Origin of the sequence: Pseudomonas corrugata (assembly GCF_001269905.1) — a bacterium.
Classification (GTDB): domain Bacteria; phylum Pseudomonadota; class Gammaproteobacteria; order Pseudomonadales; family Pseudomonadaceae; genus Aquipseudomonas; species Aquipseudomonas corrugata.
On record NZ_LHVK01000003.1, the window covers coordinates 365,081 to 386,378 of the forward strand.

The 21,298-nt window shown below is 60.8% G+C and carries 20 protein-coding genes; 8 read left to right on the plus strand and 12 right to left on the minus strand.

Features of this window, described 5'->3' with window-relative positions:
* Positions 1-69: 69 nt before the first annotated feature.
* From AD665_RS01960 to gcl, 8 genes are all read right to left on the minus strand, one after another.
* Positions 70-1,068 (minus strand): sulfate ABC transporter substrate-binding protein, encoded by a 999-nt coding sequence (locus AD665_RS01960; protein WP_024780638.1) that lies wholly within the window; start codon positions 1,066-1,068, stop codon positions 70-72.
* 85 nt (positions 1,069-1,153) lie between these two features.
* Positions 1,154-1,978 carry an ion transporter gene (locus AD665_RS01965; RefSeq protein ID WP_053190666.1) on the minus strand — a complete coding sequence of 275 codons (825 nt, stop codon included), beginning with the start codon at positions 1,976-1,978 and terminating at the stop codon, positions 1,154-1,156.
* A 20-nt stretch (positions 1,979-1,998) separates the two neighbouring features.
* Positions 1,999-2,901: an urea transporter gene (locus AD665_RS01970; RefSeq protein WP_024780636.1), complete on the minus strand. Its 903-nt coding sequence runs from the start codon at positions 2,899-2,901 to the stop codon at positions 1,999-2,001.
* Between the two features lie 126 nt (positions 2,902-3,027).
* The gene (pyk, locus tag AD665_RS01975; RefSeq protein WP_024780635.1) at positions 3,028-4,443 is read right to left on the minus strand and encodes a pyruvate kinase; all 1,416 of its coding nucleotides are present in this window, start codon (positions 4,441-4,443) and stop codon (positions 3,028-3,030) included.
* Positions 4,433-5,713, minus strand: coding sequence for a glycerate kinase type-2 family protein (locus AD665_RS01980; RefSeq protein ID WP_024780634.1), 1,281 nt, complete (start codon positions 5,711-5,713; stop codon positions 4,433-4,435). Before AD665_RS01980 ends, pyk begins: the two co-directional genes overlap by 11 nt.
* A gap of 144 nt (positions 5,714-5,857) precedes the next feature.
* Positions 5,858-6,748 (minus strand): 2-hydroxy-3-oxopropionate reductase, encoded by an 891-nt coding sequence (locus tag AD665_RS01985; RefSeq protein WP_024780633.1) that lies wholly within the window; start codon positions 6,746-6,748, stop codon positions 5,858-5,860.
* A 182-nt stretch (positions 6,749-6,930) separates the two neighbouring features.
* A complete protein-coding gene (gene hyi / locus AD665_RS01990; RefSeq protein ID WP_024780632.1) occupies positions 6,931-7,713 on the minus strand; it encodes a hydroxypyruvate isomerase in 783 nt (260 codons plus the stop codon).
* A gap of 137 nt (positions 7,714-7,850) precedes the next feature.
* Positions 7,851-9,626 carry a glyoxylate carboligase gene (gene gcl, locus AD665_RS01995; protein WP_053190669.1) on the minus strand — a complete coding sequence of 592 codons (1,776 nt, stop codon included), beginning with the start codon at positions 9,624-9,626 and terminating at the stop codon, positions 7,851-7,853.
* 267 nt (positions 9,627-9,893) lie between these two features.
* Here gcl and AD665_RS02000 point away from each other — a divergent pair, with 267 nt between their 5' ends.
* Entirely contained in the window at positions 9,894-10,334 is a 441-nt protein-coding gene (locus tag AD665_RS02000; protein WP_053190672.1) for a GlcG/HbpS family heme-binding protein, read from the plus strand.
* Positions 10,335-10,547: 213 nt separating this feature from the next.
* The gene (locus AD665_RS02005) at positions 10,548-11,006 is read left to right on the plus strand and encodes an REP-associated tyrosine transposase (RefSeq protein WP_024780629.1); all 459 of its coding nucleotides are present in this window, start codon (positions 10,548-10,550) and stop codon (positions 11,004-11,006) included.
* 109 nt (positions 11,007-11,115) lie between these two features.
* Here AD665_RS02005 and AD665_RS02010 read toward each other — a convergent pair whose 3' ends face one another.
* The gene (locus AD665_RS02010; protein WP_024780628.1) at positions 11,116-11,730 is read right to left on the minus strand and encodes a TetR/AcrR family transcriptional regulator; all 615 of its coding nucleotides are present in this window, start codon (positions 11,728-11,730) and stop codon (positions 11,116-11,118) included.
* A gap of 131 nt (positions 11,731-11,861) precedes the next feature.
* Here AD665_RS02010 and AD665_RS02015 point away from each other — a divergent pair, with 131 nt between their 5' ends.
* Entirely contained in the window at positions 11,862-12,776 is a 915-nt protein-coding gene (locus AD665_RS02015) for a DUF808 domain-containing protein (protein WP_053190675.1), read from the plus strand.
* A 132-nt stretch (positions 12,777-12,908) separates the two neighbouring features.
* Here the strand turns inward: AD665_RS02015 and AD665_RS02020 are convergent, their stop codons facing one another.
* Together AD665_RS02020 and AD665_RS02025 are read right to left on the minus strand one after the other, a co-directional pair.
* On the minus strand, positions 12,909-13,649 hold the full coding sequence (locus tag AD665_RS02020; protein ID WP_231995053.1) for an MlaA family lipoprotein: 741 nt from the start codon (positions 13,647-13,649) through the stop codon (positions 12,909-12,911).
* 25 nt (positions 13,650-13,674) lie between these two features.
* Entirely contained in the window at positions 13,675-14,973 is a 1,299-nt protein-coding gene (locus tag AD665_RS02025) for an alpha/beta fold hydrolase (RefSeq protein WP_024780625.1), read from the minus strand.
* Positions 14,974-15,346: 373 nt separating this feature from the next.
* On the opposite strand from AD665_RS02025, the gene AD665_RS02030 reads away from it, so the two are divergent.
* From AD665_RS02030 to AD665_RS02040, 3 genes are all read left to right on the plus strand, one after another.
* Entirely contained in the window at positions 15,347-16,201 is an 855-nt protein-coding gene (locus AD665_RS02030; RefSeq protein WP_024780624.1) for a glycine betaine ABC transporter substrate-binding protein, read from the plus strand.
* A 337-nt stretch (positions 16,202-16,538) separates the two neighbouring features.
* Positions 16,539-16,850: a DUF485 domain-containing protein gene (locus tag AD665_RS02035; protein ID WP_024780623.1), complete on the plus strand. Its 312-nt coding sequence runs from the start codon at positions 16,539-16,541 to the stop codon at positions 16,848-16,850.
* The gene (locus tag AD665_RS02040) at positions 16,847-18,505 is read left to right on the plus strand and encodes a cation acetate symporter (protein WP_024780622.1); all 1,659 of its coding nucleotides are present in this window, start codon (positions 16,847-16,849) and stop codon (positions 18,503-18,505) included. The genes AD665_RS02035 and AD665_RS02040 overlap by 4 nt, the downstream gene beginning before the upstream one ends.
* 401 nt (positions 18,506-18,906) lie before the next feature.
* Here AD665_RS02040 and gltA read toward each other — a convergent pair whose 3' ends face one another.
* Positions 18,907-20,196: a citrate synthase gene (gene gltA, locus AD665_RS02045; protein ID WP_024780621.1), complete on the minus strand. Its 1,290-nt coding sequence runs from the start codon at positions 20,194-20,196 to the stop codon at positions 18,907-18,909.
* Positions 20,197-20,547: 351 nt separating this feature from the next.
* On the opposite strand from gltA, the gene sdhC reads away from it, so the two are divergent.
* Together sdhC and sdhD are read left to right on the plus strand one after the other, a co-directional pair.
* Positions 20,548-20,934 (plus strand): succinate dehydrogenase, cytochrome b556 subunit, encoded by a 387-nt coding sequence (gene sdhC / locus AD665_RS02050; protein WP_172679607.1) that lies wholly within the window; start codon positions 20,548-20,550, stop codon positions 20,932-20,934.
* Entirely contained in the window at positions 20,928-21,296 is a 369-nt protein-coding gene (gene sdhD, locus AD665_RS02055) for a succinate dehydrogenase, hydrophobic membrane anchor protein (RefSeq protein WP_024780619.1), read from the plus strand. Before sdhC ends, sdhD begins: the two co-directional genes overlap by 7 nt.
* Positions 21,297-21,298 lie beyond the last annotated feature (2 nt).

The following is a 21,298-nucleotide window of genomic DNA, read 5'->3' on the forward strand; positions in this document are numbered from 1 at the left end:
TTGTCTGACACTCCGCCATCGCGAGCAGGCTCGCTCCCACAGGTTTTTGTGTGGCCTGGAAAGTGGCGTTTATTGCCCGTTGTAGATCTGGTCGAAAATCCCACCGTCATTGAAGTGCGTCTTCTGCACGGTGCGCCAGTCGCCGAAGGTTTTCTCCACCGACAGGAAATCCACCTTCGGGAAGCGGTCGGTGTATTTGGCCAGGATGGCCGGATCCCGTGGACGCAGGTAGTTGGCGGCGGCAATTTCCTGGCCTTCGGGCGACCACAGGTAGTTGAGGTACGCCTCGGCTGCGGCGCGGGAGCCTTTTTTCTCCACCACCTTGTCCACCACGGTCACCGGAGGCTCGGCTTCGGCGGACACGCTCGGATAGACCACTTCGAACTGGTCGCGACCGAACTCGCGGGCGATCATTTCAGCTTCGTTTTCAAAGGTCACCAGCACGTCGCCGATCTGGTTGGTCATGAACGTGGTGGTCGCGGCACGACCGCCGGTGTCCAGCACTGGCGCTTGCTTGAACAGCTTGCCGACGAAATCCTTGGCCTTGGTTTCATCGCCGCCGTTCTTCAGCACGTAGCCCCAGGCCGACAGGTAGGTGTAGCGACCGTTACCGGAGGTCTTCGGGTTGGGCACGATCACTTGCACGCCATCCTTGAGCAGGTCGGGCCAGTCTTTCAGAGCCTTGGGGTTGCCTTTGCGCACGATGAACACCGTGGCCGAGGTGAACGGGGCGCTGTGATTCGGCAGGCGGCTGACCCAGTCCTCGGGCACCAGTTTGCCGTTGTCCGCCAGGGCATTGATGTCAGTGGCCATGTTCATGGTGATGACATCCGCCGGCAGCCCGTCGATGACCGAGCGTGCCTGTTTGCTCGAGCCGCCGAAGGACATCTGCACGGTGATGTTTTCGTTGTGCTCGGATTGCCAGTGCTTCTGGAAGGCTGCGTTGTAATCCTTGTAGAAGTCGCGCATCACGTCGTAGGACACGTTGAGCAGCGTCGGAGCGGCGTGGGCCAGGCTGCCGAAGGTCAGGCCGGCGGCGAGAAGGGAGGCGCGAAAGAAGTTCTTCACTGCGAATTCCTTTTATTTGAAGGGGTTCCAGGCCAGCACACTAGCGGCAGGCCTGACGGCCTACAAGCATCAAAAAGTGCTTTGCTTATTCCAGTTTCCTGAACAATGTATTGCCACAGCGAGAGCAGAACGCGGCCCCATGCTCATGGCTGTCTTTACTGCACACCGGGCAATCGTGCCTGAGCTGGTCGCCGCGCATGGCGGTGGCCAGTTCTGCGGTGAAGATACCGGTCGGCACGGCGATGATCGAATAACCGGTGATCATCACCAGGGATGAAACCACCTGGCCCAGGGGCGTCCTGGGCACGATATCGCCGAAACCCACGGTGGTCAGTGTCACGATCGCCCAATAGATGCCCTTGGGAATGCTGGTGAAGCCATGCTCCGGGCCTTCGATGACGTACATCAGCGTGCCGAACACGGTTACCAGGGTGGAGACGCTGACCAGAAACACGATGATTTTCTGCTTGCTGCCCTGCAGCGCCGCCATCAGGTAATTGGCTTGCTTGAGGTAGGGGCTGAGCTTGAGCACCCGGAAGATCCGCAGCATGCGGATGATCCGAATGATCAGCAGGTACTGGGCATCGCTGTAGTACAGCGCCAGGATGCCCGGCACGATCGCCAGCAGATCCACCAGGCCATAGAAACTGAACGCATACCGCAGGGGCTTGGGTGAGCAATACAGGCGCAGGCCATACTCGACGAGGAAGATAAAGGTGAAACCCCATTCGATCCCGGCCAGCAGGGTTGCGTAGTTCTTGTGCACGCTGTCGATGCTGTCGAGCATCACGATCACCAGGCTGGCGAGGATGATCAACAGCAACGTACTGTCGAAGCGTCGACCGGCCACGGTGTCGGTCTGGAAAATCATGATGTAGAGGCGTTCACGCCAGTTGTCGGTGCTGTCCATAACCTTCGCCTGATTCAGAGTCAGCGAAGCCTAGGGTGATTGCCCCGCAGAGTGCAAGGCGCGGTGTCGAGTGTGGCCTGGTGCCACGCCCGAACCGTGGCGCGGACCAGCCAGCCGGCGAGGATGAAAGGGGCGGTCAGCGGCGCCAGGCCGAGGGCGGCGAAGCCGGGCGTGAGCAGGATCGCCAACAGGATGCCCGCCAGTGGTCGCCAGGGTGAGCGCCGCGCCTGGCTGAGCGCCAGCGCAGCCAGGGCCGGGTTATAACCACCCAACCCTGACAGGGCGGCTGCGTTTTCGTGATGCAACAACGCGAAGGCCAGGCCGGCGGCTGAACCGAACAATGCCCAGCTTGCGGCGCGCGGGTTGACCAGCAGCAGACCTGTCGCGATCAGCGCTCCGGCCAACGGGTGGTCGAGAAATACGACTTGGCCCAATCCGTTCAACCAGCCGGTCAGCAGGTTGGGCACTGTCAGTTCCACCGTCAGGGAGGGCGGCTGTAGCGGGACTCCCCCCAGCAGCAACCAGCCCAGCCCTACGAAAGGCGCGGTGTAGGCGGGCAGGCATCGCGGGCTACGGATGCGCTTGAGCCATTGCTGGGTCAGCATCGCACTGAGGCCGCCGCCCGCGATAATCAGCGGCGGCAGCAGGACGGACCAGGGCAACACCAGGCCCGCCAGCAACCCCAGCAGGATGCCGTTGTAGCTGAACAGCCCGGCCTGGCGATCCGCCTTGGGGTAATCGCGCCGCTGGGCCGTGAGCAGCCCGGCCACGCCGCCCAGCAACGCCCACCCGAACAGGGTCGGCGTGCTGAACAGTATCGCCAGCAGGCACAACAGGCCGCACAGCGGATGACGTTGGAGGAAGATCTGGCTGAAGCCGTTGAGCAGGGCGGTGGCCCAGTCGGGGCAGTGGGTATTGGGCATGGTTGGGTGGTGTGTCTGGTGGATCGAGTTGACCCCGTCGCGAGCAGGCTCGCTCCCACAGGTTTTGGTGAACGCCGCAAACCCAGTGTGGGAGCGAGCCTGCTCGCGATGAGGCCAGTACAAACGCTAGATCAACGTCTCGATGCGCAACGAATTGGTCGACCCCGGCTGCCCGAACGGCACGCCCGCGGTGATCAACAGCGTGTCGCCGCGCCGCGCCATGCCTTGGGCCTGGGCGATTTCCAGGGCGGTGGAGCACACTTCATCCACCTGCCGCAGCCGATCGTTGACCACCGAATGCACGCCCCAGGCCACCGTCAAGCGGCGGGCTGCCTGAAGGTTCGGCGTGAGGTTGAGGATCGGCACCGTTGGCCGTTCCCGCGCGGCTCTCAGGCTGGAACTGCCCGATTCGCTGTAGTTCACCAGCACCGCTACCGGCAGGACGTTGCTGATGCGCCGGATCGCACAGCTGATGGCGTCCGACACCGTGGCCTCGGCTTTCGGTCGGCTGACATCCAACTGGGCCTGGTAATCCGGACCGTTCTCGACCTGGCGGATGATCTTGCTCATCATCTGCACGGCTTCGAGGGGGTAGTCGCCCGAAGCGGTTTCCGCCGACAGCATCACCGCATCGGCGCCTTCGGCCACGGCGTTGGCGACGTCGGTGACCTCGGCCCGGGTGGGTGCCGGGGAGAAACGCATCGATTCCAGCATCTGGGTCGCCACCACCACCGGTTTGCCGAGGGCGCGGCAGGTGCCGATGATGTTCTTCTGGATCTGCGGCACGCTCTCGGCCGGTACTTCAACGCCCAGATCGCCACGCGCAACCATGATCGCGTCGCTCAGCTCGGCGATTTCCCGCAGTTGGGTCACCGCCGATGGTTTTTCGATCTTGGCCATCAGGAACGCCTTGTCGCCAATCAGTGCGCGGGCTTCGCGGATGTCTTCGGGACGCTGTACAAACGACAGCGCCACCCAGTCCACGCCCAACTCCAGGCCGAAGCTCAAGTCGCGACGGTCCTTGGCGGTCAGCGGGCTCAGGTCGAGCACGGCCTGGGGGACGTTCACGCCTTTGCGGTCCGACAGTTCACCACCGTTGAGCACTTCGGTGTCGATGGCGTCGCTGTGCCGGGCAACCACCCGCAGGCGTAGTTTGCCGTCATCCAGCAGCAGATCCATGCCCGGCTCCAGGGCTGCGATGATTTCAGGGTGGGGCAGGTTGACCCGGCGTTGATCGCCGGGTGTCGGGTCCAGGTCCAGGCGCAGGGCCTGGCCACGTTGCAGCAGGACCTTGCCGTCAGCGAACTTGCCGACCCGCAGTTTCGGGCCTTGCAGGTCCATCAGGATTCCCAGCGGGTAGTTGAGCTGCCGCTCCACTTCGCGAATCCACTGGTAGCGCTGGGCATGGTCGGCGTGATCGCCGTGGCTGAAGTTCAGGCGGAAGATGTTCACCCCGGCCTGCACCAGCTCATGGATGTCGTCGATCCCGCGAGTGGCGGGGCCGAGGGTGGCGAGGATCTTGACCTTCTTGTCAGGCGTCATGTTCGGGGTTCTCGAGAATCAGGATGGCGCGGAAGTCGTTGACGTTGGTGCGGGTCGGCTCGGTGACGATCAACGCGTCCAGCGCGGCGAAATAGCCGTAGCCGTTGTTGTTGTCCAGTTCGTCGCTGGCGCTCAGGCCCAGCTCGGCGGCACGGCGATAACTGCCTGGGGTCATGATGGCGCCGGCGTTGTCTTCGGAACCGTCGATGCCGTCGGTGTCGCCGGCCAGCGCATAAATGCCGGGATGGCCCTTGAGGTTGTCGGTAAGGCTCAGCAGGAATTCTGCGTTGCGACCGCCTCGGCCCTGGCCGCGCACGGTCACCGTGGTTTCGCCGCCGGACAGGATCACGCACGGCGCCGCCACTGGCTGGCCATACCGGGCGATTTGCCGGGCGATACCGCCATGGACTTTCGCCACTTCCCGGGACTCACCCTCCAGGTCGCCAAGGATCAGCGGGCTGAAGCCGGCCTTGCGAGCCTTCACAGCGGCCGCTTCCAGGGATTGCTGGGGGCGGGCGATCAGTTGGAAATGACTGCGGGCCAGGCTTGGGTCGCCGGGCTTGACGGTTTCCGACTCCGCGCTTTGCAGCCAGGTGTGTACCGCCGCCGGGACCTCGATGCTGTAGCGCTTGAGGATCGCCAGGGCTTCGGCCGATGTGCTGGGGTCGGCCACGGTGGGGCCGGACGCGATGACCGTGGCGAGGTCGCCCGGCACATCGGAAATCGCATAGGTGTAGACCGTCGCTGGCCAGCAGGCCTTGCCCAGGCGCCCGCCCTTGATCGCCGAGAGGTGTTTGCGCACGCAGTTCATCTCGCTGATGGTGGCGCCGGATTTGAGCAAGGCTTTGTTGATCGCTTGTTTGTCGGCCAGACTGATCCCGGCCGCCGGCAGTGCCAGCAACGCCGAGCCACCGCCGGACAGCAGGAAGATCACCCGGTCGTCTTCTGTCAGGTTGCTGACCAGTTCCAGCACCCGCCCGGCCACCGCCAGGCCGGCCGCGTCGGGCACGGGGTGGGCGGCTTCCACCACCTCGATTTTCTGGCAAGGCGCGCCATGGCCGTAGCGGGTCACCACCAGGCCGCTGACTTCGCCCTGCCAGCAACGCTCGACTACCTGCGCCATCGCCGCAGCGGCCTTACCGGCCCCGATGACAATCACCCGGCCGCTGCGGTCGGCTGGCAGATACTGTTCAAGGACTTGTTGCGGATGGGCCGCGTCGATGGCTGCGGCAAACAGCTCGCGGAGCAATTGTTGCGGATCGACCGACATGGCGGGCTCCCGATTCTTATTATTGGATTGATGCGATCTCTTGTGGGAGCGAGCCTGCTCGCGATAGCGATGCTTCAGTCACAGCCTTATCGACTGTGAAACAGCCATCGCGAGCAGGCTCGCTCCCACAGGGAAACACCGGGCTCAGTTATCGCGAATCGAGAAATTCGCCATGTGCTCCAGGCCCTTGATCAACGCCGAGTGATCCCAGTTGCTGCCGCCGATGGCCGCGCAGGTGCTGAACACTTGCTGGGCGTTGGCGGTGTTGGGCAGGTTGATGTTCAGTTCCCGTGCACCTTGCAGGGCCAGATTCAGGTCCTTCTGGTGCAGGCTGATGCGGAAACCTGGATCGAAGGTGCCTTTGATCATGCGCTCGCCGTGCACTTCCAGGATCTTCGACGAAGCAAAACCACCCATCAGCGCTTCGCGGACCTTGGCCGGATCGGCACCGTTCTTCGACGCGAACAGCAGGGCTTCGGCCACGGCCTGGATGTTCAGCGCGACGATGATCTGGTTGGCGACCTTGGCGGTCTGGCCGTCGCCGTTGCTGCCCACCAGGGTGATGTTCTTGCCCATGGCCTGGAACAGCGGCAGGGCGCGTTCAAAAGCGCTGCTGTCACCACCGACCATGATGCTCAGGGTCGCCGCCTTGGCGCCGACTTCGCCACCGGACACCGGGGCATCGAGATACTGCGCGCCTTTTTCATTGATCTTCGCCGCGAACGCCTTGGTGGCGGTCGGGGAGATCGAGCTCATGTCGATCACCACCTTGCCCGCGCCCACACCCGCCGCGACGCCATCGGCACGGAACAGCACGTCGTCGACCTGGGGCGTGTCCGGGACCATGACGATGATGAATTCGGCTTCCTGGGCGACTTCCTTCGGATTGGCCAGGGCCACCGCGCCACCGGCCAGAAGATCGGCGGGAGCCGGGTCGTGATGTTGGGACAGGAACAGGCTGTGCCCGGCCTTTTGCAGGTTCAGTGCCATGGGGTGACCCATGATGCCGGTGCCGATGAATCCGATTTTAGCCATGGGAGAATCCTCTTGTTTGTTGCTGCTTCAGGCAAATGGAGAACTGCTTTTATGTGGGAGCGAGCTTCTGTGGGAGCAAGGCTTGCCCGCGATAACATCGGCTCGGTACCTGGATGAACCGAGGCGCCTACATCGCGGGCAAGCTTTGCTCCCACACGGGCCCGCTCCCACAGGAGTGCATTTCAGATCGCGTTATGGGTTTTCAGCCAGTTCAGGCCCGCTTCGGTGGTGGTCAACGGCTTGTATTCGCAGCCGACCCAACCCTGGTAGCCGATGCGGTCCAGGTGTTCGAACAGGAAGCGATAGTTGATCTCGCCGGTGCCCGGCTCGTTGCGTCCCGGGTTGTCCGCCAGTTGCACGTGGTTGATCTCGCCCAGGTGCGCCGACAGGGTCCGGGCCAGGTCACCTTCCATGATCTGCATGTGGTAGATGTCGTACTGCAGGAACAGGTTGGCGCTGCCCACCTGCTCGCGGATCGACAGGGCCTGGGCGGTGTTGTTCAGGTAGAAGCCGGGGATGTCACGGGTGTTGATGGCCTCCATCACCAACTTGATGCCCTTGGCTTGCAGCTTCTCGGCGGCATACTTCAGGTTGGCAACGAAGGTTTTGCGCACCAGGGCTTCGTCGCAATTGTGCGGGCAAATCCCGGCCAGACAGTTGACCTGGGTGTTGCCCAGCACCTGAGCGTAGGCAATCGCCAGGTCGACGCCGGCACGGAACTCCTCGACCCGGTCCGGCAGGCAGGCAATGCCACGCTCGCCCTTGGCCCAGTCACCGGCCGGCAGGTTGAACAGCACCTGGGTCAGGCCATTGGCATCAAGCAGGGCCTTGATTTCGGCGGAGCTGTAGTCGTAGGGGAACAGGTACTCGACACCACTGAAGCCGGCCTTGGCGGCCGCTTCGAAACGGGCGAGAAAATCCTGTTCGGTAAACAGCATGGACAGGTTGGCGGCGAAACGCGGCATGACAGTCTCCTATGAATATTCTGAAGCCCTTGTGGGGCGGACTTCTGTGGGAGCAAGGCTTGCCCGCGATCACATCGCCTCGGTATCAAGATGAACCGAGGCGCTTCCATCGCGGGCAAGCCTTGCTCCCACGGCGGTCAATCGAGCAACGAAATGGCCGTCGGCGCGTCGTTGCCCACCAATGCCAGGTCTTCGAATTCGTTGACGGCGTTGATCTCGGTACCCATGGAAATATTGGTCACCCGTTCCAGAATGACCTCGACGATCACCGGCACCTTGAACTCCTCGATCATTTCCTGGGCCTTGCGCAGTGCCGGCTGGATGGCGGACGGCTCGAACACGCGCAGCGCCTTGCAGCCCAGGCCCTCGGCGACGGCGATGTGGTCCACCCCATAACCGTTGAGTTCCGGCGCGTTGAGGTTGTCGAAGGACAGCTGCACGCAGTAGTCCATGTCGAATCCGCGCTGTGCCTGGCGAATCAGGCCCAGGTAGGAGTTGTTCACCACGACGTGGATGTACGGCAGCTTGAACTGCGCACCTACCGCCAGCTCTTCGATCATGAACTGGAAGTCGTAGTCGCCCGACAAAGCCACGACCTTGCGACTCGGGTCGGCCTTGACCACCCCCAGCGCGGCCGGAATGGTCCAGCCCAGCGGACCGGCCTGGCCGCAGTTGATCCAGTGACGCGGCTTGTAGACGTGCAGGAACTGCGCGCCGGCGATCTGCGACAGGCCGATGGTGCTGACATAGCAGGTGTCCTTGCCGAACACCTGGTTCATTTCTTCGTACACGCGCTGGGGCTTGACCGGCACGTTGTCAAAGTGCGTCTTGCGCTGCAGGCTGGCCTTGCGTTGTTGGCAGTCCTGCAACCAGGCGCTGCGGTTCTTCAGTTTGCCGGCGGCCTGCCATTCACGGGCGACTTCGATGAACGCTGTCAGCGCCGAGGCGGCGTCGGAGACGATGCCCAGGTCCGGGGTGAACACACGGCCGATCTGGGTCGGTTCGATGTCCACATGAATGAACTGGCGGCCTTCGGTGTAGACATCCACCGAACCGGTGTGACGGTTGGCCCAGCGGTTACCGACGCCCAGCACCAGGTCCGACTTGAGCAGTGTCGCGTTGCCGTAGCGGTGGGAAGTCTGCAGGCCGACCATACCGACCATCAGCGGGTGGTCGTCCGGGATCGTGCCCCAGCCCATCAGCGTGGGAATCACCGGGATGCCAGTCAGCTCGGCGAACTCCACCAGCAGCTCGCTGGCATCGGCGTTGATGATACCTCCACCGGCCACGAGCAAAGGGCGTTCGGCCTGATCGAGCATCGCCAGGGCTTTCTCGACCTGCGCACGGTTGGCCGCGGGTTTGGCCAGCGGCAGTGGCTGGTAGGTGTCGATGTCGAATTCGATCTCGGCCATCTGTACATCAAAGGGCAGGTCGATCAATACCGGGCCGGGGCGGCCGGAGCGCATCTCGAAGAACGCTTTCTGAAACGCATAGGGCACCTGGCCCGGCTCCAGGACAGTGGTGGCCCATTTGGTCACCGGCTTGACGATGCTGGTGATGTCCACTGCCTGGAAGTCTTCCTTGTGCATACGGGCGCGGGGGGCTTGCCCGGTGATGCACAGGATCGGGATCGAATCGGCCGAGGCACTGTAGAGCCCGGTGACCATGTCGGTGCCGGCCGGGCCCGACGTGCCGATGCAGACGCCAATGTTACCGGCTTTGGTACGGGTGTAGCCCTCAGCCATGTGCGAGGCACCTTCAACGTGGCGCGCGAGGACATGATCGATGCCACCCACTTTCTGTAGGGCGGAATACAGCGGGTTGATCGCGGCACCCGGAATACCGAAGGCGGTGTCCACGCCTTCACGGCGCATCACCAGAACGGCGGCTTCGATTGCTCTCATTTTGCTCATGGTTTTGTGCCTCTTACGTTTTGTAATTGTATACAAGTGGCTTTTCGGCGAGTTTATTCATGGCGAATGGTGCAGGTCAATCCTTTTCCTCTGGTGCCTGTCCCATTCGTCAGAAGGCCGATAATCCTATGGCTTTTTGTCCTGTCTAGGATTTTACGAGAATTATTGTATACAAAAATAAATTCAATTGTGCTCTATTTGTTGTGTGAGGGTTTGCCGAAGGTGAAACCCAGAAGGCTTTCCAACAACAGAAGAAGGACAGCATCCATGAGCGCTCTAACCTTGAATGTCGCCGTCAACCTGGCGGGGCAGGCCCTTGTCGCGGGCCGTGAAATCAACGCTGCACCCCTGACCGTCGCGGTCCTCGACAGCGGCGGGCACCTGATTGCCCTGCAGCGCGAGGACGGCGCCAGCCTGCTCCGGCCGCAGATCGCCATCGGCAAGGCCTGGGGCGCCATCGCCCTGGGCAAAGGCTCACGCCTGCTGGCCCAGGACGCCCAACAACGCCCGGCCTTCATCGCTGCATTGAACAGCCTGGGGCAGGGCAGCGTCGTGCCGGTTCCGGGTGGGGTGTTGATCAAGGATCAGGCGGGGCTGGTGTTGGGTGCGGTTGGGATCAGCGGCGATCTATCGGATGTCGATGAGCAGGTGGCTGTCAGGGCTGTGGAGGCTGTGGGGTTATGGGCGGATGCGGGGGGGGTTGCTTGATTCTGTATTGACTGACCTATCGCTATCGCGAGCAGGCTCGCTCCCACAGGTTTCGATGGGTGGATACAAAATGTGTGAACACCGCAAATCCCCTGTGGGAGCGAGCCTGCTCGCGATGACAATTTTGTAGACACATCCTGCTATGGTCTGGCCCCACATTCAGGTATTTGAAGGTCTAGCCTTGTCCGGAGTTCGATAACAAAGGGGCACGGAATGCCTGATCTACCTGCTTCGCGCCGACTACGCATTGGCCGCTGTACTGAGTCCAGCCGGATCTACCTATTAACCACCAACACCTCCGACCGAATGCCGATCTTCAGCGATTTTGGTCTGGGGAGATTGGTTGTCGAGCAGTTTCGAAAAGCCGAGGATCTGGGCCTCGCCAACTCATTGGCATGGGTCGTCATGCCGGATCACTTCCATTGGTTGATCGAATTACGCAAGGGGTCGTTAGATGGCTTGATGCAACGAACAAAATCATTGAGTACCAAGTCAGTGAACCTGCGTCTTGATCGTAAACTCTGCCTTTGGCAGCCAGGTTTTCATGACCGGGCACTGCGGCGGGAAGATGACTTGGTCAAGCTCGCGCGGTATGTCGTGGCCAACCCATTGCGGGCCGGATTGGTCAAGCGGTTTGGCGATTATCCGCTGTGGGATGCGATCTGGGTCTGATTTGGAATTGAGTCGCCTCCATCGCGAGCAGGCTCGCTCCCACAAGGAAAGCAGTCATACAGCCAGACCCTGTGGGAGCGAGCCTGCTCGCGATAAAGGCGACTCGATGCTAAGCCTGGCGATCCAACTCACACCCTTTCAACACCAACCGGATAATCGTCTGCGCCGCTGCTTCATAATCGGCTTCATCCAGCTTTGCCTTGCCGGTGACGGCGGTGATCTGCCAGTCGAAATCGGCATAGGTCTGGGTGGCGGCCCAGATGCTGAACATCAGGTGGTTGGGGTCGATGGGAGCGATCTGGCCTCGGTCGATCCAGGTCTGGATACAGTCGATGTTGTGCCGGGCCTGGGCGTTGAGTTGTTCCACCAGGTCGGGGCTCAGGTGGGGGGCGCCGTGCATGATCTCGCTGGCGAAGACCTTCGAGGCGAAGGGCAGGTCGCGGGAAATGCGGATCTTGGAACGGATGTAATGGCTCAGCACCTCGCCGGGCAAGCCGTCGGCGTTGAACGGGGTCGAGGCCTGGAGGATCGGCTCGATAATGCTTTCCAGGACCTCGCGGTAGAGGTTTTCCTTGGATTTGAAGTAGTAGTAGACGTTGGGTTTGGGCAGGCCCGCCTTGGCCGCGATGTCGCTGGTCTTGGTCGCTGCGAAGCCCTTGTCGGCAAATTCTTCGCTGGCGGCACGCAGGATGAGTTCTTTGTTGCGCTCGCGGATAGTGCTCATAAACCCAGGGGTTCCTTGCCTGTTCTGGCGGTGGCGCATGGTAGCACCGGCCTCGCGCGACGCTCAAGAATGCCCCGTGGCACGGCGGCTCGCGGTATGCTGCGCGGCATTATTATTCAAGGAGTCCCACCATGGCCGGAAGCAGTTTGCTGGTGTTGATCGACGACATCGCCACCGTGCTCGACGATGTTGCGCTGATGACCAAGATGGCCGCGAAGAAAACCGCCGGCGTGCTCGGCGACGATCTGGCGCTCAACGCCCAGCAGGTGTCCGGCGTGCGGGCCGAGCGAGAGCTGCCGGTGGTTTGGGCCGTGGCGAAGGGCTCTTTTATCAACAAGCTGATCCTGGTGCCGTCGGCCCTGGCTATCAGTGCCTTCGTGCCGTGGCTGGTGACGCCGCTGTTGATGGTGGGTGGCGCCTACCTGTGTTTCGAGGGATTCGAAAAACTCGCCCACAAGTTCCTCCACAGTCCGGCCGAAGACCAGGCCGAGCATGCGCAGTTGGTCGAGGCCGTGGCCGATCCGGCAGTGGACCTGGTGGCTTTTGAGAAGGACAAGATCAAGGGCGCGGTACGTACCGATTTCATCCTGTCGGCGGAGATCATCGCCATCACCCTCGGCACTGTCGCCGATGCACCGTTGACCCAACAGGTGATCGTGCTGTCGGGCATCGCTGTGGTCATGACCGTCGGTGTCTACGGTCTGGTGGCCGGGATCGTCAAGCTCGATGACCTGGGGCTGTGGCTGACACAGAAACCGGGACAGGTTGCCAGAAGCATCGGTGGGGCCATCCTGCGTGCTGCCCCTTACATGATGAAAGGCCTGTCCGTGATCGGTACGGCAGCGATGTTTCTGGTGGGCGGCGGCATCCTCACCCATGGCGTGCCGGTGGTGCATCACTGGATCGAGGCCGCGGCGGCGAGTGCCGGCGGGGCCGGGTTCATCGTGCCGATATTGCTCAATGCGGTGGCGGGGATCGTGGCCGGGGCGGTGGTGCTGGCCGGGGTGATGGTGGTGGGCAAGGTCTGGAAGGCGCTGAAAGGCTGAACCTGACAACCCGGAACCCCTGTGGGAGCGAGCCTGCTCGCGATAGCGCTCTGTCAGGCAACATAAATGTTGAATGTCAGGCCCTCATCGCGAGCAGGCTCGCTCCCACAGGGGATCTCACTTGGCCGACTGTTACTCGGCAATCTGCAACTTGCGCGACTCCGTGTACACGTAGCGCACCTTTTCATACTCGAACGGCGAGTTCAGTTGGCCATAGCGGAAGGTGGTCTGGTAGCGCTTGTCCACGCCGCGCAGGAGCAGCAGTTCCGGGTGGTTGGCACTGACTTCCGAGACGTTCAGGAAGTTGATCTCCGACTCGGCCGTGTAGTCCACCAGCAACCCTGAGGTATCCCGCAGGTTGGAAGGACCGAAGATCGGCAGCACGAAATAGGCACCGGCGGGTACGCCATAGAAGCCCAGGGTCTGGCCGAAGTCTTCGCTCTGGCGCGGCAGGCCCATGGCGGTGGCGGGATCCCACAGGCCGGCGACGCCGATCGTGGTGTTGAGCAGCAGCCGCGCCGTGGTCTCCATCGAGCGCTTGCCCTTGAATTGCAGCAGGCTGTTCATCAGGTTCGGTACATCGCCCAGGTTATTGAAGAAGTTGCTGACGCCGGTGCGCACGAAACTCGGGGTGACGTAGCGGTAGCCATCGACCACGGGCAGGAACACCCATTGGTCGAAACGGTAATTGAAGTGATAGACGCGACGGTTCCAGGACTCGAGTGGGTCATAGACATTCAGCGCGTTGAGGGTCGAGCGCTCGAATTCGCGTTGGTCCAGGCCCGGATTGAACTTGAGTTTGGCCAGCGGCTCCTTGAAACCGTCGGGGTCCACGGTGGCCTGGTCATCGGCGTGAACCACGCCCGCACCCATTAACGCCGCGATAAGCAGGAGGTATTTAGCCACGGAAGAACTCCAGCATGGCGTCGCTGTTGACGCGGTAATTGAGGTTGCCGCAGTGGCCGCCCAGTGGATACACCGTCAGGCGGTCGCCAAAGGTCTTGCGCAGGAAGCCCAGGTCGCCGGGGCCGAGGATGACGTCGTCGGCGTTGTGCATCACGGCAATCTTCGAGCTTTCATGCAGGTAATCCTTCAGGGCGTAGAGACTGACCTGGTCGACCAGTTGCAGCAGGCTGCCGCCGTCGGTCCGCGCGCGCCACATCGGGATCACTTGTTCAGTCAGGTAGCAGTCGAAATCGCATTGCAGCGCACGCTTGAGAAATGGCGTCAGGCTGGTGCTTTCGGTGATCGGGAACTTGGGCGGGGTGATCAGGCCGCGACGGTTGATCAGGTCTGAGGTGAATGCGATGTCGGCTGCCGAGAACCGGAATGACGTGCCGATCAGCATCGCCATCTGCTCGTTGCTCAGGTGTTGCTTGGACTGCTGGAAGTCATAAAGGAGGGCATCGTTGAGGTCGATGTAGCCTTTTTGCTGAAAGTAGCGGGTCAGCTTGTTCAGCACCAGCTCATAGAAAGTCGTGGTGTTGTTGATGCCCTTGACCTGGGTCTGGACCAGTTTGTCCAGGTTGGTGACCGAGGTGTAGAGGTTGACCGGCGGGTTCAGCAACAGGACTTTCTTGAAGTTGAAGCTGCGGCGGGTTTCGTCCAGGTGCGCGACGAAGGCGGCATCCAGCGCGCCAAGGCTGTAGCCGGTGAGGTAGTACTCGGTCACCGGCAGCTTCGGGTTCTGCGCGCGCACCGCTTGCATGACCCGGTACATGTCTTCGGCGTCTTCCTTGGTGATGCCCGGCGTGGCGAAGCGCGAGGCGGCGCTCATGAAGTCGAAACTGGTGGGCGATGACAACTGCACCACGTGGTAGCCGGCCTTGTAATAGAGCCGCTTGAGGTATTCGTTGAGGCTGCTGTCGTACCGTGCACCGGTACCGGCGATCAGGAAGATCAGCGGGGCCGGCTTGTCCTGGGTGGCCATGCGGTAGGTAAGGCTTTTCACCGGCCAGAAGTTGTCCGGCAGAATGAACTCGCGTTCCGGGCGAAGGGTGACGCTGTGGTCCGCCTGGTTGATGTCCTCGATCAAGGGCAGCTCGGGTCGCAGGTCAGGCGGGGTGGTCGCGATGGTTGCCTCGAACGGGTTGGTCAAGGGGTAGCCATAGCTGGCGGCGTCGATATCCACCGCCAGCACGGACGCACTCAGGATAAGGCCGCCGATGAGGGCAGCGAAGCGCAAGGAACGGAGCATGACTGGATCCCTTAGAGGATGGTGCCGAATGAGGTTCGCAGGCTATGACCACTGAAGCGAAACCAAGTGCCATGATCGACACGAAACAGGTTTGAGCAAGGGACAATGGCAACGGGACGATACACGGTGTGGGCGGTTAATGGCTAGTTGCCTACACTTGTCGTGGATGGCGTTCTGATGTCGCTCCTCGCTGTTTCGATGTCGCTGACAGATCAGGTTCCAGATCGGCGCGGGTTGATGATCGTTACATCAGCACTCCACTGATGTTCGAATCGGTTTGGCAGGCGAGCGTGATGGGGGCGCTGAGCACCATAACAAATACGTTGACGTCGCTCGGCATCCGTCGGGCGCAGCACTTTCGGGGAAGTACACGATGAAGATGCGACGACTCATGGGCGCAGGTGCCGCACTGGTACTGGCGATCAGCTCCACACTGGCCAGCGCCGAAACCAAAACCGTGAGCATCGGCTATGTTGACGGCTGGTCCGACAGCGTCGCGACCACTCACGTGGCGGCGGAAGTCATCAAGAAGAAGCTCGGTTATGACGTGAAGCTGCAAGCGGTGGCGACCGGGATCATGTGGCAGGGCGTGGCCACCGGCAAGCTCGATGCAATGCTCTCGGCCTGGCTGCCGGTAACTCACGGCGATTATTGGGCGAAGAACAAGGATCAGGTGGTCGATTACGGCCCGAACTTCAAAGATGCAAAAATCGGCCTGATCGTGCCCGAGTACGTCAAGGCTCAGTCCGTGGCTGATCTCAAAACCGATGAAAGCTTCAAGAATCGCATTGTTGGCATCGACGCAGGTTCAGGTGTGATGCTCAAGACTGAGCAGGCGATCAAGGACTACGACCTGACCGGTTATCAACTCAAGGCCAGTTCCGGCGCCGGCATGATTGCCGAGCTGACCCGTGCCGAGAAAAAGAACGAATCCATCGCCGTTACCGGTTGGGTGCCGCACTGGATGTTCGCCAAGTGGAAACTGCGCTTCCTGGAAGACCCGAAAGGCGTCTACGGCGCGGCTGAAACCGTGAACAGCATCGGCAGCAAGGAATTGGCGACCAAAGCGCCGGAAGTCGCTGAGTTCCTGAAGAAATTCCAATGGTCCTCGAAAGACGAGATCGGCGAAGTCATGCTGGCTATCCAAGAGGGCGCCAAGCCTGAAGCTGCTGCCGAAGACTGGGTCGCCAAGCACCCTGACCGCGTGAAGGAGTGGACTGGCAAGTAATCTGCCTGATCCGGTAATCCCGAAAGCCGCATGACGTCGTGTCATGCGGTTTTTTTTTTGATACGCAATACTCGAATCCTCCACACATACCTGTGGGAGCAAGGCTTGCCCGCGATGCAGGCGCCTCGGTTGGTCTTGATGCCGGAGCGATGCTGTCGCGGGCAAGCCTTGCTCCCACAGAGGCTCGCTCCCACAAGGGAGAGGTGGTGGAGACAGTTTTTGCTGAAAACTGGCAAAACCGTCATGTCGTTCTAATACTAAGGTCGTCTGGAACCTCGCCTTGAGCCGCATAGAGTAGAGTCGTTCCATCTTAAATTGTGCTGCGAGGATAAAAACAATGAACGACAGCATTTACCTCTCGATTCAAAACAGCCCGCGCTTCAAGGAGCTGGTGAGAAAAAGAGAAAGGTTCGCCTGGATTCTTTCGGCGATCATGCTAGGGCTGTACTCCGGATTCATTCTTCTGATCGCCTACGGGCCGCACATTCTCGGGGCCAAGATCACGCCCGAGTCGACGATGACCTGGGGTATCCCCATTGGTGTCGGCCTGATTGTCTCGGCGTTCATCCTGACCGCCATCTATGTGCGACGCGCCAATGGCGAGTTCGATGAGCTGAACAATGCGATTCTCAAGGAGGCTCAACAATGATCCGGCGTCTATTGGCTCTATTGAGCATCGCAGCGTTCGCCCCGGGTGCCTGGGCGGCTGAGGCCCTGACCGGGGCTGTGGAGAAACAACCCCTCAACGTCTCCGCCATTATCATGTTCGTGGGATTTGTCGGCTTGACCCTGTGCATCACCTACTGGGCGTCCAAGCGGAGCAAGTCGGCCAGTGACTACTATGCGGCGGGTGGACGGATCACCGGCTTCCAGAACGGCCTGGCCATTGCCGGTGACTACATGTCGGCGGCGTCCTTCCTGGGTATTTCCGCGCTGGTGTTCGCTTCCGGCTACGACGGCCTGATCTACTCCATCGGTTTCCTGGTGGGCTGGCCGATCATTCTGTTCCTGATCGCCGAGCGCCTGCGTAACCTGGGTAAATACACCTTTGCCGACGTGGCGTCCTATCGCCTTGGGCAAAAGCAGATCCGTACCTTGTCCGCCAGTGGTTCGCTGGTGGTGGTAGCGTTCTACCTGATCGCGCAGATGGTCGGCGCCGGCAAGCTGATCCAGTTGCTGTTTGGCCTGGACTACCACGTTGCGGTGGTGCTGGTGGGTATCCTGATGTGCCTCTATGTGCTGTTCGGTGGCATGCTGGCGACCACCTGGGTACAGATCATCAAGGCAGTGCTGTTGCTGTCGGGTGCTACGTTCATGGCGTTGATGGTCATGAAGCACGTCAACTTCGACTTCAACATGCTGTTTGCAGAAGCGGTCAAGGTTCACCCGAAAGGCGAGGCGATCATGAGCCCCGGCGGTCTGGTGAAGGATCCGGTCTCGGCCTTCTCCCTGGGCCTGGCGCTGATGTTCGGTACCGCTGGCCTGCCACACATCCTGATGCGCTTCTTCACTGTGAGTGACGCCAAGGAAGCTCGCAAGAGCGTGCTGTATGCCACTGGCTTCATCGGTTACTTCTACATCCTGACCTTTATCATCGGCTTCGGCGCGATCTTGCTGGTCAGCACCAACCCGGCCTTCAAGGACGCGGCAGGTGCCTTGCTGGGCGGTAACAACATGGCGGCGGTGCATCTGGCCAACGCCGTCGGCGGCAGTGTCTTCCTGGGCTTCATCTCGGCCGTGGCGTTTGCCACCATCCTGGCGGTTGTGGCAGGCCTGACCCTGGCTGGTGCTTCGGCGGTATCCCATGACCTGTATGCCAGTGTGATCAAGAAAGGCAAGGCCAACGAGAAGGACGAGATCCGTGTCTCGAAGATCACCACCATCGCTCTGGCGGTGCTGGCGATCGGCCTGGGCATCCTGTTCGAGAAGCAGAATATCGCGTTCATGGTGGGCCTGGCGTTCTCCATCGCGGCGAGCTGCAACTTCCCGGTGCTGCTGCTTTCGATGTACTGGAAGAAACTGACCACCCGCGGCGCCATGATTGGTGGCTGGCTGGGCCTGGTCAGCGCCGTGGGCCTGATGATCCTCGGCCCAACCATCTGGGTACAGATCATGGGTCACGAGAAGCCGATCTACCCGTATGAGTATCCTGCGTTGTTCTCGATGGCCATTGCCTTCGTCGGTATCTGGTTCTTCTCCATCACCGACAAGTCGGCTGAAGCCGAGAGCGAGCGGGCGCTGTTCTTCCCGCAGTTCGTGCGTTCGCAGACTGGCCTGGGGGCGAGTGGGGCGGTTAATCACTGAGGCGATAAGTAGCAAGCGTCGCGTTTGAAGAAATACCCCGGTCGAGAGGCTGGGGTATTTTTTTGTGCCCGGGAGAAAGGGGAATCAGGTCTGGCGTCATCGCGAGCAGGCTCGCTCCCACAGGTGACCGCATTCCAATGTGTGCGAGCCCTGCTCGCGATGACGGCGGCATAAACACCATCGATGCAAGCTGATCCACTGCTTTCGCGAGCAAGCCCGCTCCCACAGTAGTGCCTGGTGTCTGTTGGCTTTGCGTCTGGCACAGATCCCCTGTGTGCGAGCCTGCTCACGATGGCGTCAAAATGGTCACTACAGGGGGAGGGGGGCAAACAAAACGGCCCCCGCTCTTATATAAGATGCGGGGGCCGTTCCGGTGCGGCTTGAGGCGTTATGGCAAGGACTTACTTGCGATCTTCCAGTTTGGTGATGTCACGCGACTCGTAGCCGGTGTACAACTGGCGTGGGCGGCCGATCTTGTACGGGCTGGAGAGCATTTCCTTCCAGTGGGAGATCCAGCCGACGGTCCGCGCCAGGGCGAAGATCACGGTGAACATGCTGGTTGGAATGCCGATCGCCTTGAGGATGATCCCCGAGTAGAAGTCGACGTTCGGGTACAGGGAGCGTTCGATGAAGTACGGATCGGTAAGGGCGATCTCTTCCAGGCGCATGGCCAGTTCGAGTTGCGGATCGTTCTTGATCCCCAGTTCCTTGAGCACTTCGTCGCAGGTCTGCTTCATGACGGTGGCGCGCGGGTCGCGGTTCTTGTAGACCCGGTGACCGAAGCCCATCAGCTTGAACGGATCGTTCTTGTCCTTGGCCTTGGCGATGAACTTGTCGATGTTCGAGACATCACCGATTTCATCGAGCATGGTCAGTACCGCTTCGTTGGCACCGCCGTGGGCCGGGCCCCAGAGTGCCGCGATACCGGCAGCGATGCAGGCGAACGGGTTGGCACCCGACGAGCCGGCCAGGCGCACGGTGGACGTGGAGGCGTTCTGCTCGTGGTCGGCATGGAGGATGAAGATCCGGTCCATGGCCTTGGCGAGCACCGGGCTGATCGGTTTGATCTCGCACGGGGTGTTGAACATCATGTGCAGGAAGTTTTCCGCGTACGACAGGTCGTTGCGCGGGTACATCATGGGCTGGCCCATGGAGTACTTGTAGACCATCGCCGCGAGGGTCGGCATCTTCGCCACCAGGCGGATCGCGGAGATTTCGCGATGCTGGGGGTTATTGATGTCCAGGGAGTCGTGGTAGAAGGCCGAGAGGGCGCCGACAACGCCGCACATGACGGCCATCGGGTGGGCGTCGCGACGGAAGCCGTTGAAGAAGGACTTCAACTGCTCGTGAACCATGGTGTGGTTTTTCACGGTGCTGACGAACTGGGCCTTTTGTTCTGCGGTCGGGAGCTCGCCGTTGAGCAGCAGGTAGCAGGTTTCCAGGTAGTCCGATTTTTCAGCCAGTTGCTCGATCGGGTAGCCGCGGTGCAGCAGGATGCCGTTGTCGCCGTCGATATAGGTGATCTTCGACTCGCACGAGGCGGTCGACATGAACCCTGGATCGAAGGTGAAGCGGCCCGTGGCCGTCAGGCCGCGAACGTCGATTACATCGGGACCAACGGTGCCGGTTAAAATGGGCAGCTCGACGGGGGCTGCGCCCTCGATGATCAACTGCGCTTTTTTGTCAGCCATGTGGCCTCCTATTAATGCTTGGAATCATCAGACAGACCCCCCACGCAGGGCCCGCACCACTATAGTGAGATAAATCCGAATGTCAATTTGCCTAAAGTCTTGCTCCAGAAGGCTTTAACCGGACTTTTTCGTCGAAATTGCCTGCCGTTTACGCCTTTTGCCGCTGTTGTGCAATGCGCCATCAGTGGAAGGTGAACGCGTTGTCATTAGTAACCTAACTGTCTATACTCGGCAGCCGACCGCCAGGGGCTTTTGGGCCAGCTTTGCTGGGGGTCGTCACTCCCTGGGTGGTGAGTACCTGACCAGTGCGCGCCGCAACAACTTTGCCCTGATTCTTAGGGGCTCTTCAGTGTGAAAAAAGCCGTGAAAAGCCAACGACCTGTAAACCTAGACCTAAGGACCATCAAACTCCCAGTCACTGCTTACACGTCCATTCTTCACCGTATCTCCGGTGTCATCCTCTTTGTCAGCCTGGCCATCATGCTCTACGCATTGGACAAGTCGCTCGACTCGGAAGAAGGCTTCGGTCAGGTGAAGGCGTGTCTGACCAGTCCGCTAGCCAAGCTAGTGATTTGGGGCATCCTGTCCGCCTTGCTGTATCACCTGGTTGCCGGTGTGCGCCACTTGATCATGGACATGGGCATCGGTGAAACGCTGGAAGGCGGCAAGCTGGGCTCGAAAATCGTTATCGCCGTTTCCGTGGTGGTAATCGTTCTGGCAGGAGTCTGGATATGGTAACCAACGTCACGAACCTCTCGCGTTCGGGCCTCTATGACTGGATGGCGCAGCGCGTGTCCGCGGTCGTTCTCGCGGCTTATTTCATTTTCCTGATCGGATATGTCGTCGCCCACCCCGGCCTTGGCTATGCCCAATGGCATGAACTGTTTGCAAACAACTGGATGCGTATCTTCAGTCTGCTGGCCCTCGTCGCACTGGGCGCTCACGCCTGGGTCGGCATGTGGACCATTGCCACCGACTACCTGACGCAGATGGCGTTCGGCAAGTCGGCGACTGCCGTACGTTTCCTCTTCCAGGCAGTATGCGGCGTTGCGATGTTCGCTTACTTCGTCTGGGGTGTGCAGATTCTCTGGGGTATCTGATC